This window comes from Mycolicibacterium houstonense (genome assembly GCF_900078665.2).
GTDB lineage: Bacteria > Actinomycetota > Actinomycetes > Mycobacteriales > Mycobacteriaceae > Mycobacterium > Mycobacterium houstonense.
The window spans coordinates 1-10047 of the sequence record NZ_LT546231.1 but is presented as its reverse complement, the minus strand read 5'-3'; the positions used below and the strand labels follow the sequence as shown (position 1 = coordinate 10047).

Genomic DNA, 10047 nt, shown 5'->3' with positions numbered 1-10047 from the left:
GAACGAGACCGGTCGATACGGCCAGGGCGGCACGGCGCCGTCGCCCGGCGCCTGCGGTCTTGGTGTGGCCGAGCCGACGTCGCCTGGCGCGGTTGTGGACCGGCTTCCGTGCCTCCGGCTTCTCTTCGGAGGCAGCGGCCAATCGGGCCGCCTTCAGCTCGGCGTAGGTCTCTTTGGTCATGTCATGCCTTCCTTACGTTGTATGTCAAGTTCTAGGCCATGGAAAATGGGCAGCTCAGCGACACGTCGCAGAACTTGCACTTGTCGGGCTCTGGCAGCGGGTTGAACTCCCCCGCCTCCAGCTTCGCCTCCAGCTCCAGGAACCGGGCCGCGACCTTCTCCTCCGGCCAGTCCGTCAGGTCGAACGGGTGCGTGGCGAAAGCCTTCTTCCCCTTCTTGCCGGCCATCCAATACTCGCCGAACTCGATCTCGACGCCGTACATCTTCTTCAGCGCGACGGCGTACACCGCCAGCTGGAAGTCGTCGCCAGGCTCGTTGCCGGTCTTGTAGTCCCGGATCTTCAGCTCGGTCGTGTACTCCTCAGGATCGGAGTCGACGACCTCCTCGATCACCGCGTCGATGAAGCCTCGGATCTGCACGCCGCCCAACTCGACATCGATCTCCAGCTCGATCCCAGGCTTGCCGTCAGGCGCGACCCATATCTTCTCCTCGGGGTGCGTCTCAATCCAGTCGACCAGCTTGTCGACCTGCTCCAGCCCGATGTCCCACCGCCGCGGGATGTCCTCGTAACCGTCGTACATCCCTGACCGGAACCACCAACCCAGGTTGGGGGTAATCTCCGCTGCCTCGTTGGTGGCGTCGGCGTAGCTCTCCTTGAAGAGTTCGTATGCCTCCTCGCGGGTCATCGGTCCGGTGTCCGCGTAGCCGAGCTCGGCGTCGTAGCCGAGCGTGTCCTCGTAGCCCAGCCGGCGAAGCAGGTAGTGCTGGGCTACCGCGTGGACTGCGATGCCCTGGTACAGCCATGCCGCCGGACGCTTCCACTCCCGGTCGATCCGGGCCAAGCGATAGCTCATCGGGCATTTCTCGTACTGCTTCAGCTGCGAGACCGAACGAGGCTTCTTCTCGTATACGTAATCCTCGATCGTCGTCACGCCACCTCCCCGTTCTCGACCTCGCTCCGGAACAGGTACAGCAGTCGCTCCGCGCGGCCCCCCATCATCTGCTCGTCTTCTTGTTCCCACCTCTCCAGCAACTCCCCGCAGTGCTGTTCGATGAACTCCAGAACCGGGCGGTACATCGGCCGGCTGTCCGGAAGCCGGATACTCCGGTAGACATCGAGCCCGGAGATTCCGGGGACGATCTCCCGTGTAGCGGCGTAGACCATCGCTTCTCGGGCATATGCCAGGGCCGGTACTGCTGCTGCGGTTTTCCTGATTACATGCGAGGTAATTTCAAACATGGCGGGTGTCATACCTTCTGGGTCTAGGGTTCTTCATCTGGGAAGCGCCAGATTTCCTGGCCGTATTCAGTTAGTGTGGTGTATTCGTTCACACGGACGAGGTAATCCTCATCGGCCGGTGTACGTTCCCGGTAAGCCCAGCCCCCGCATTTGCTTACCCCCTCTATAGGCGGAATGTTCGGGTCGTATTCGATAACCCAATTGTTCCGCCGGAGCTTGTCGTAAAACCACGTCAGTCTCTGCAACCGATCAGCGCTCAACGCTGCTTTGTGCCCGGCTGCGAACCATTCTCCGTGGTCCCGAAGACGCTGGTAGATCGAGCACCGCGTCAATTCGCTCGGAACTTTGAACGGAAAGTGCTTCAACACGAGCTGACGAGGGGTCATCGAACCTCCGTAATTATGCACGTGCCAAGACACCGCCTGTCGAGAAACTCCGAACATCCGCGCGATCTCAGCCTCGGTGTAGCCCTGACTCTTAAGGGCTTCGATCACGGACAGAGTCAGCGTCAATTCGCCGGTTGTCATCATGCCTCCTTTTGGTGGCGCCAACGGTACGTTTTACGACGTTGCAAGTCAAGACTATCCCCTTATCTTGAAAGGCTCAGTGTCGGGACTAGTGTCCCATATGTGAGAGAGATCATGCGGCTAGATCTTGATAAATGCAAGAGCCAGTTGTAAGAGATCCCGCTGCACACAGCATCGTCCCACCCGGCCGGGCCGTTACGGATAGGGTCTAAAGACTCTATTCAGCAGTACCACTTACGCCGGCAGAACCGAGACTTCGATTCATCCTCTTCTTCGTCTTCCGGCACCACGACGGGGGTCGGGGCCGGGGTCGAGCCTTCCTCTGCACCGCAGGTCGGTAGCCCGCCGTGCGATACGTGCCACGCCGAGTCTGCCGTCAAACCTCCATGTGCCGCAACGTGTTCCGCGCTCCGGTGCTCGCACGTCGGCGCGGCTTGCGCCTCGACGGCTAGGCCCAGGCCGCACGCAACACCTGATAGCCACAAGCCGGCGCAACTGGCCAGCAGGACGAGCCAGTCTCGGACCCTCACAGCCCGCGCACCCGGTCCCACAGCCGGCGCCACCACGATACCCGGGCGGGTTCCTTGTGCATCATCGTGCACCGTCCGGACTCATGCGTATCCACGAACCGAACCAGGACAGGCAACTCGAAGCCCTCCAGCATCTTCAACCACCGGCCCTGGACAAACTCCCACAGCGCCAAGCCTTCTGACGTATCCAGGATCTCCCACCGTTCGGACTTGTGGCGGTACCACGTGAAAGGCAGGCCCTGCCCGTATCCGAGGTCCCGCCAGTCGGCCGCCAGCGTGATGGCGATCTCACTCATCGCGGACACGGGTCAGCCCTCCTGATTGTGGATACCAACCACGTCGTCGATCCGGTACCGGCCCAGGTTGTTCTGTCGCCATGCGACCAATGCGGTCAACACGTCCGAGGAATGGATCTTGTGCTCTACCCCGTCGGTTGTGGTCAGAATGAATGTGTCCATGGTCAAACCTCCTGTTGCTCTGTGCGGTGAGCGTTCACCGCGGCTACGATTGCGTCCCAGTCGGACCAGTCCTCGGCGACGAAGATCACCAGCTCACCGCCGCGGGGATCCCGCAGCCGGATCGAGTGCGTACCGGTCCGCAGCGTCCGAACCCGCTTCACCAGCGGGCCATGCATGTCCACGTACACGGGTCATACCTCCCTCACGCGGATCAGCCCGCGAATGTGGTCTTCTTCGGTCTCGATCTGGCCCTGCCGGTTCCGGCTCTGGGACTTGACGACGCGCGTGGTCAGCTCGAATCGCCATGCCTCCGTGCGGACCCGACCACCCGTGACCAATGCGTCACGGTGACGGTTCGCGTGGTGCTTGCACAAGATCAGCTCGGACCGGCCGTTCTCCCACCGCTCCATCGCAGATGCTCCGCAGTGGTCGCACCGGTCTACCTGCCGAAGCTCTGGCCGGGCCGGCAGCGTCTCCACGGCTGGCCACGGGGCCTCGAAGTGCATCATTCAGCCATACCTCCAGGGTTGTATGTCAAGCCGCAGCCAGTGTGCGAACAGCCGTTTTCGACGTGTCGATCAGATGCCGCCGGCCGCGGTCATCAACCACGGTGAACACCGTTCCCGCGACGAACAGGACGACGGCATCCCAGCCGCACGGGCCCCGGCTGGAGACGTGTACGCGCTGGCCGTTCATGCGGCCAACCTTGTACGGACGCTCTCGGCGACTACTTTTGCCTCATCACGGGTTGTGCCGCCGTGATGCAGACCCGAAAAGCTGAGCTGCCGGTAATCCGGCCCCAACAGTTCGGCCTGAGCTGTCCAATGCGGGAGATCAGCTCCTGGGGCATGCACCGTGAGCATGTACATCGTGCCGTCGGTACGATCAATGAACTGTACGGACGATTTCTCTTCGTCTCGCCATACCCCGCGTACGGCCTTCTGGCCGTTCATCGGGGCCCCGTCGATGTGAGACGGTCCTCATGCACGTAGATGACCGTGTTCCCTACGTTCACGGCGTAGGTAAGGCCGTCAGCCCCGCGGACCGCGGGGCGCACCGTTCCCGAATTAGGCTCGGCCGGCTCGCCCCACGCAGTTCGGGGCTGCCATGAGACTGGCGTTCCTGTCTCCATCATTCCTCCTACGTTGCATGTCAAGTTTCAAACCAAGCAGTGGACGGCCCCGAATCGAACGAGGTACCGCGGTGATATTGCGGCCTGCTGGGATCATTCCATCCCGCCAGCTGTGTCCGTCCTGTCAGCGCGTCGCTGGGCGTCGTAGCCACGTTCTACGGCTCGGCCAAGCTAGCGCTTCAAAAGTTTCATATGTCGGACCTAGCGCTGCCGTTTTAACCCGTATCGGGGCCCGGTCCTGTGGCTCTCAACTGGCCGCGGGGCGGCGGAAGAAGCTGTAACCGGTGGCAGGAATTGCACTGGAGTCGGCGCGCCTGTCGGGGCTCGTCCAGATCTTGCTGGCCGTTATCGAATTGTAGGCTCAACCCTAGCGGGTCATACGTTGTATGTCAAGTACTCACCTTAATGAATTCAGCACACCTTCGCCGTTATCCCACAACGTGGCAGCGCTGCCGTAAGACTTGGCAATCTTGGTCAGATAGTCCCCAAGCTCACCTAGACCACGATCCCAGAATCCCGCGCCGTGCCCCTCGCGCGTGAGGTAAAAGTCATGACCGAGGTAAGCGCTCACAACCTCATTTCGCAACGTCACGGTGCCAAACGGCTCCTCGGACGTTCGGCGGGACGCTAGGTACATCCGTACCGCTAGCGGGTGCTGGGCAACAACTTCCGTCAGCTCATCGCGTACCGCTTGCACGTACTCCGGTGCGATATCGTCAACCGAATAGTTCGCATCAAGCGGGTAGTAGTTGGACTCTCCCGTTTCCTCGTCTCGGTTGCCCTCATCATGCTGTGCCCACAGTTGGCATTCCAGATAGCCGGTAACCATCGCGTCGATATCCGCGCCGGACTGTTCGATAGAGAACTGGTAATCCTCTGGATTGATCGTGCTCATGATTTTCTCCGTTGTATGTCAAGCTAGTGGTAAACGATACCTGCGCCCGCGATCACGGCGAGCATCACGGGGATGAAGGCGATGATGGCGAGTGCTGCGGTCATAAACCAAGTATGCACGGTGCTACGTTGTATGTCAAGTGATTGGATCAAAGTCGTGTTTCGCATCTGACCAGGACACCAAAAAGCCCCCGCCGTAGCAGGGGCTCAAAGGGGGCCAGGGCTACCGACCGCGGGCAGCCCATTGGATGCCGCCCGTGAGGGCCCGGTGTGCCGACATCGGCGAGACGCCGGCCACGAGGACCATGTCCCCGCCCCAGGCTCGGACATCGACCCCGAGCTCGCTCCCGAGCTTGATGGCGGCGGTGACGTTGCTGTTCATAGCAACCCCTTTCTGCCTCCCGGACCATCCGGAAACGGCGAACTCGATACCCAAAGAATAGGCCTCCCGACGTTGTATGTCAAGGACTCTATCCGATGAATTTGTCAGAGGATGAGCTCAAACTCTTCCGCTTCGGATTCGGCGGCAATAGCAGCCTTCATCACAGCCCAATCCCGGGTCTCCCGTTCGGCCTTGAGATCGTCCTGCCAGGCATCTACTGCATAGGCCAGGTTCTCCGCCGCCTCGATCAGGTCGGCGTCGATCAACCGGCGGACTTCAGCGTAGGTGGCCCGAAACGGTGAAACCGTCCGATCCAGCTCGCTGGCTTCGGCCAGGATTGCGCCATACTCCGCCAAGAACTCCGCTGCCAGTACACGACCATGAACTCGTTCGCCGCCCTCGGGAGGGATGATGGTCTGTCCAAGCTCTCGACGCTGCGCCATGGTCAGCTCTTCCCGGAGCAGCCGATATTGTGCGAGGCTCATCGAATTGCCTCAAATCGGTAACGCCGCCCTTGTTTGACAACCCGGGCCATGATCGGTTTGGCCGGGTCGCGGTCCGGGTGCGACAGCTCAAGGGTCACCGGGTCGACCTGCCATTGATCCGACATCCAGAACCGGCGCACCACGGCCTGGATCGCCTCAACCGTCGGCGCTGAGGCCAAGAGCCTGCCGCTCATCGGACCGGCCCAACCATCGACGGGTACAGCCGCCGTGCGGCGTCCCATTGCGCGGCCAGCCAGTCCGCTTTGTCCTCATACCGATGGCGCGGTGCCTCGCGGTTGACCCGGGCGTACTGGCCCTTGTTCAAGAGGTGCGATGGTGGACGGAACTGCTCAACCGTGGCGCTCATCAGACCAACCCGTTATCTGCGAGCACCAAGGCGAACACATCATCCTCGGGTACAGCATCCACACCGCCCGGGTGGAGCTTGGCGTACTTGGTGCGGTACAGGTGCATCGCGTACTCCTTGGTGGAGGTACTCAAGTACAGATTGGGGATGCGTGTGCCGTCCTCGCGGATGAACACGTAGCTGGTCATTGAGTGTGCGCTCATCGGTAGTTCTCCGACGTGACGTAGAACAGCTGGGCCGTGTCGGGGTCCTGCCACACGCACGGCTGCCCGTTGATGTTGCCGTCCTCCTCGGCGCACACCGGCAGGCTGGCCTCGGCTGCTGCGGCCGGCCAGGCGTACACGGCCCCGATTCCCGCGGCCATCCCGAACAGGACGGCGGGGACAGAGATAGCGATAGCTGCGATGGTGCGAACGTTGTATGTCATGTACGTAGTGTCCCCCATACGTACGTTGTATGTCAAGGGGGTAGTGGATATCGGGGTGCGGTGTGTACGTGCGTGTGCGTGGCACACAGGGCCTACTACGTACGCACACAGCGCAGACACGCACAGGGGTAGTGGGTACGTGGCACGGGGTACAGCTGCGCAGAATGCAGCGTGCGTTCGGCTTGACATGCAACGCGTGCTTGTGGGATACTGAGTGTGCCCGGCAGACGGGCCGACGGGGACACGCGACGCGTGGACCCCACCGGGTGCACCCCTCCCCCGGGGTCCCTGACCGGTTGGTAATGCGGCTGAGCCATCGCGTACGGGTTTGGAAGTCGACCGCGGTCCGTTTGGCTACCCCGGCGCCCCCGAGGGCGTCCGGGGGCCGAGAAAATCTGCTGGGGATTCACAGGTATGGGGTGACCTGGATCACACGTATCCGCTAATGACGAAAATACTCAGGTACTTCTCTTATGGAGGGGTGAGGGAGTGAGGCGAAGCCGAACGACCGAGCCCCGACATAAGACTCTTGGGGAGTCGAGCCTGCGAGACTCCCCCTTTTCGGCCTTCGGCCGACGGTTTGGTATCGAGCGGCAGAGCGAGATACCGCGGAACCGGGGCTGAAGGGCCCCGGTCCGAGGGCGGCCCCTGAGGCCGCCACGGTCGGTCTGTGGTTCTGTTTGTCGGGTACGTCACCAGGAGGTGCGATGGCGTGGGATACGTCTGACCGTCGTGACCGTCTGCCGGCCAACTGGCCGGAGATCCGCCGCGGCGCCCTCAGGGCCGCGGGCCACCGGTGCCAGATCCAACTCCCCGGCTGTACCGGGGTCGCCACCGAGGTCGACCACGTCCGGTTCCGCGACGAGACCTCGCCACTGCAGGCTGCCTGTGCTCGGTGCCACGGACAGAAGTCCTCCAAGGAGGGTGTCGCTCAGCGCGCCAAGCTGCGCGCGATGAAGAAGCGACCGCCGCCCCGCCACCCGGGCCGGCGCAATGCCTGACTCGGCAGGCACAACAGTCCCCGGCTGCCGCCGGTGGCGTGGTCGCAGGCCCTAAGCCTGCGGGCACACGCATAACGGAGAGGCCAGGCGCCTCCTAGGTCCAGGAGGCCGCATGGGTGTTCGAGGGCCAGTGCCCGAGCGCTCGGACCAGAGGGTCCGGCGCAACAAAGACGAGTACGGGGAAGTCACCAAGATCCCCGCCAAAGGACCGGTCCCGGTCCCAGAACTTGGCTTCGACGATCCTCACCCGATCGTCGCGGCGTTGTACCGGTCTCTAGGCGAGTCCGCGCAGGCGAACTACTACGAACCGTCCGACTGGCAGTACGCGAGGCTCACCCTCCACTTCGCGGATCAGCTCCTGAAGACCTCCAAGCCCTCGGCGCAGATGCTGGCCACCGTCCAGCAGATGCTGTCGGCACTCCTCGTATCTGAGGGTGACCGTCGCCGAGTCCGGATCGAGGTGGAGCGGAACCAGTCCGGCGGTGACGCGAAGGTCGTCGACTACGGAAAGCTCTTCGAGGAGAAGCTCCGTAGTTCGCGGCAGTCGGCCTAGAGACCGGAGGTGGCCCCGGAGGGGTTGAGCTCGCGCAGGAAAGCCCGAGGTGCTGTCGCCTCAACCGTTCAGTCGGTCGGCCCTGCGGCGCTCCCCCTCCGGAGGCTGCCTCCCAAAGACCGACGATCGCAGGCGACGGCCTGCCGACGCTGCAGAGTCGTATTGATCGTCATCCCCCTCCCGGGTAATAACCAGACACTGCAACCATGCAGTAGCGCTGACGCTGCGCGGGAGGGGCCCAACTTGCCGGCCGGCGATCCCCTCCAGATACCGAGAGAGGGGCGCCCCGGCACTCCCCAGTAGCTCAGTCGGAAGAGCAGCTGCTGTGCCTGATCAGGTGCCTTGATAGAGGCCTAACGAGCGTGTTGATTGTCTCGCCTAGTAGCAGCAGGACGGTGCGGGTTCGAGTCCCGCCTGGGGAGCGACAGGGGACGTGCCTCACCCGGCGGCGCGTCTTAAACGACGTCGGTGCCGCGCCCTGCTCCAAACTTGACATACAACGGAAGGCCGCCATGCTGACGCGACTCCTCTCCCCGCTGATCCCCCTCGTGATCGAGGCGATCTTCGACTACCTGAAGAAGCACCCCGAGGTGGTCGACCGTCAGGTGGACCGCGTGACCGAGAAGGTGACGTCGAAGCTGCCGGATCTGTCCAAGCTCGACGACCAGATCCTGGCGCTGTTCCCCGACCTGAGCAAGCTGCCCGCGCAGGTAGCGGCCGAGGTCGCCAGCATCCCGGCGAAGGTGATCGAAGGCATCCAGGACCTGATCAAGTTCCCGAACATCTTCAAGTTCTGACGGAGGCCCGCCGATGCCGCGCGTAGTCAACGGGAACTCCTTCACGGAGAACGGCTGGCCGATGGCCAGCGAGGACGAGGCCGGATGGGTCCGAGTCCCGGGTACCAACGTCACGCTGCAGATCCAGAAGGGCCAGCCGACGTCGGTCATGCGCGCGTTCGCCGCGGACTTCAACGAGTACGTCGAGCCGCTGCGTGACGCTGACTCCGCGTGCTGGACCCGCACCAACGACGTGCTCGGCCAGCCCGGCCGGAACAACGGCTCGAACCACCTCGGCGGCACCGGGATGGACCTGAACTGGAACGGCGCCGACGGCCGCACGTTCCGCCTTGGTATCTCCGAGGAGAGGGCCTACCCCGGCGACAAGGCGCGCAAGCTCCGCGAGCTGCTCGAATGGTACGAGGGCATGATCTTCTGCGGCGGGGCCTGGAGCATCCGCGACTGGATGCACTTCCAGATGGGTGGCAACACCTACAACAACCCGTGCACCGCCAACTTCATCGCGCGCAAGATCCGCGCGGACGGCTTCTCGACCTTCCGGAGGGGCAACGCCCCGGTGTCCGCCGCGCCCATCCTGGCGGCAGCCACCGGTCTGAGCGAGCAGCGCGCGGCAGAGATCCTGCCCGCCGTCGCCGCCGGCCTCCGGGAGTCCGAGGCCACCAGCGTCAACCGCATCGCGATGTGGCTGGCCCAGGTCGGTCACGAGTCCGTGAGCTTCAAGTACACCGAGGAGATCGCCTCCGGCGCCGCGTACGAGGGCCGCTGCCGCGACCTCGGAAACTGCCAACCGGGCGACGGCGTCCGGTTCAAGGGGCGCTCGTGGATCCAGATCACCGGCCGCCACAACTACGGCGAGTTCTCACGCTGGACCCACGCGTTCGGCCTGGTCAACAGCCCGACGTACTTCGTCGACCGCCCGACCGAGCTCGGCGAGCTCCGCTGGGCCGGCGTCGGCGCGGCCTGGTACTGGACGGTTGCCCGTGGCACGCGGATCAACGAGGCCGCCGACCGCCGCGACATCGTCACGGTGACGCAGCTGATCAACGGCGGGCAGAACGGCATCTGGCTCTTATA

Annotated in this window: 22 protein-coding genes and 1 tRNA gene; 5 read left to right on the top strand and 18 right to left on the bottom strand. The window is 63.3% G+C overall.

What is annotated here, in order from left to right:
- The 18 genes from BN4332_RS32870 to BN4332_RS32810 form a co-directional block, all read right to left on the bottom strand.
- A partial coding sequence (locus tag BN4332_RS32870; RefSeq protein WP_160111024.1) for a hypothetical protein occupies positions 1 to 181 on the bottom strand: 181 nt, incomplete at its 3' end.
- A 31-nt stretch (positions 182 to 212) separates the two neighbouring features.
- Complete coding sequence (locus BN4332_RS32865; RefSeq protein WP_066904614.1) at positions 213 to 1112, bottom strand: RecB family exonuclease; 900 nt, start codon at positions 1110 to 1112, stop codon at positions 213 to 215.
- Positions 1109 to 1420, bottom strand: a complete 312-nt coding sequence (locus tag BN4332_RS33600; RefSeq protein WP_160111023.1) for a hypothetical protein — start codon at positions 1418 to 1420, stop codon at positions 1109 to 1111. The genes BN4332_RS32865 and BN4332_RS33600 overlap by 4 nt, the downstream gene beginning before the upstream one ends.
- A gap of 23 nt (positions 1421 to 1443) precedes the next feature.
- The gene (locus BN4332_RS32860; RefSeq protein ID WP_200820492.1) at positions 1444 to 1947 is read right to left on the bottom strand and encodes an XRE family transcriptional regulator; all 504 of its coding nucleotides are present in this window, start codon (positions 1945 to 1947) and stop codon (positions 1444 to 1446) included.
- A gap of 221 nt (positions 1948 to 2168) precedes the next feature.
- Positions 2169 to 2477: a DUF7199 family protein gene (locus BN4332_RS35720; RefSeq protein WP_435405224.1), complete on the bottom strand. Its 309-nt coding sequence runs from the start codon at positions 2475 to 2477 to the stop codon at positions 2169 to 2171.
- Positions 2474 to 2782 carry a hypothetical protein gene (locus BN4332_RS32850; RefSeq protein WP_066904605.1) on the bottom strand — a complete coding sequence of 103 codons (309 nt, stop codon included), beginning with the start codon at positions 2780 to 2782 and terminating at the stop codon, positions 2474 to 2476. The genes BN4332_RS35720 and BN4332_RS32850 overlap by 4 nt, the downstream gene beginning before the upstream one ends.
- 3 nt (positions 2783 to 2785) lie before the next feature.
- Positions 2786 to 2935: a hypothetical protein gene (locus BN4332_RS33595; RefSeq protein WP_160111021.1), complete on the bottom strand. Its 150-nt coding sequence runs from the start codon at positions 2933 to 2935 to the stop codon at positions 2786 to 2788.
- 2 nt (positions 2936 to 2937) lie between these two features.
- Positions 2938 to 3123: a hypothetical protein gene (locus tag BN4332_RS32845; protein ID WP_066904601.1), complete on the bottom strand. Its 186-nt coding sequence runs from the start codon at positions 3121 to 3123 to the stop codon at positions 2938 to 2940.
- A 3-nt stretch (positions 3124 to 3126) separates the two neighbouring features.
- Positions 3127 to 3441 (bottom strand): DUF7455 domain-containing protein, encoded by a 315-nt coding sequence (locus tag BN4332_RS35715; RefSeq protein WP_435405225.1) that lies wholly within the window; start codon positions 3439 to 3441, stop codon positions 3127 to 3129.
- Positions 3442 to 3469: 28 nt separating this feature from the next.
- Positions 3470 to 3631 (bottom strand): DUF7393 domain-containing protein, encoded by a 162-nt coding sequence (locus tag BN4332_RS33935; protein ID WP_200820491.1) that lies wholly within the window; start codon positions 3629 to 3631, stop codon positions 3470 to 3472.
- Entirely contained in the window at positions 3628 to 3888 is a 261-nt protein-coding gene (locus BN4332_RS33590) for a hypothetical protein (protein ID WP_160111020.1), read from the bottom strand. Before BN4332_RS33590 ends, BN4332_RS33935 begins: the two co-directional genes overlap by 4 nt.
- A gap of 576 nt (positions 3889 to 4464) precedes the next feature.
- Complete coding sequence (locus BN4332_RS32830; protein ID WP_066904598.1) at positions 4465 to 4962, bottom strand: hypothetical protein; 498 nt, start codon at positions 4960 to 4962, stop codon at positions 4465 to 4467.
- A gap of 222 nt (positions 4963 to 5184) precedes the next feature.
- Positions 5185 to 5343: a DUF7460 domain-containing protein gene (locus BN4332_RS33585; protein WP_160111019.1), complete on the bottom strand. Its 159-nt coding sequence runs from the start codon at positions 5341 to 5343 to the stop codon at positions 5185 to 5187.
- 104 nt (positions 5344 to 5447) lie between these two features.
- Positions 5448 to 5828 (bottom strand): hypothetical protein, encoded by a 381-nt coding sequence (locus tag BN4332_RS32825; RefSeq protein ID WP_066904595.1) that lies wholly within the window; start codon positions 5826 to 5828, stop codon positions 5448 to 5450.
- Complete coding sequence (locus tag BN4332_RS32820) at positions 5825 to 6022, bottom strand: hypothetical protein (protein ID WP_066904592.1); 198 nt, start codon at positions 6020 to 6022, stop codon at positions 5825 to 5827. The genes BN4332_RS32825 and BN4332_RS32820 overlap by 4 nt, the downstream gene beginning before the upstream one ends.
- Positions 6019 to 6195, bottom strand: a complete 177-nt coding sequence (locus BN4332_RS33580; protein ID WP_160111018.1) for a hypothetical protein — start codon at positions 6193 to 6195, stop codon at positions 6019 to 6021. The genes BN4332_RS32820 and BN4332_RS33580 overlap by 4 nt, the downstream gene beginning before the upstream one ends.
- Positions 6195 to 6398: a hypothetical protein gene (locus BN4332_RS32815; RefSeq protein WP_235654381.1), complete on the bottom strand. Its 204-nt coding sequence runs from the start codon at positions 6396 to 6398 to the stop codon at positions 6195 to 6197. Before BN4332_RS32815 ends, BN4332_RS33580 begins: the two co-directional genes overlap by 1 nt.
- Complete coding sequence (locus BN4332_RS32810) at positions 6395 to 6622, bottom strand: hypothetical protein (protein ID WP_160111017.1); 228 nt, start codon at positions 6620 to 6622, stop codon at positions 6395 to 6397. Before BN4332_RS32810 ends, BN4332_RS32815 begins: the two co-directional genes overlap by 4 nt.
- A 707-nt stretch (positions 6623 to 7329) precedes the next feature.
- On the opposite strand from BN4332_RS32810, the gene BN4332_RS32805 reads away from it, so the two are divergent.
- The 5 genes from BN4332_RS32805 to BN4332_RS34835 all read left to right on the top strand — a co-directional run.
- Complete coding sequence (locus tag BN4332_RS32805; protein ID WP_066904585.1) at positions 7330 to 7623, top strand: HNH endonuclease; 294 nt, start codon at positions 7330 to 7332, stop codon at positions 7621 to 7623.
- Positions 7624 to 7735: 112 nt separating this feature from the next.
- Positions 7736 to 8176, top strand: coding sequence for a phage terminase small subunit (locus BN4332_RS32800; RefSeq protein ID WP_066904583.1), 441 nt, complete (start codon positions 7736 to 7738; stop codon positions 8174 to 8176).
- 293 nt (positions 8177 to 8469) lie between these two features.
- Positions 8470 to 8598: transfer RNA gene (locus BN4332_RS33575), tRNA-OTHER, on the top strand.
- A gap of 90 nt (positions 8599 to 8688) precedes the next feature.
- Positions 8689 to 8973 (top strand): hypothetical protein, encoded by a 285-nt coding sequence (locus BN4332_RS32795; RefSeq protein ID WP_200820490.1) that lies wholly within the window; start codon positions 8689 to 8691, stop codon positions 8971 to 8973.
- Positions 8974 to 8986: 13 nt separating this feature from the next.
- Positions 8987 to 10047 (top strand): glycoside hydrolase family 19 protein (locus BN4332_RS34835; RefSeq protein WP_066904581.1); only part of this gene is annotated, 1061 nt, incomplete at its 3' end.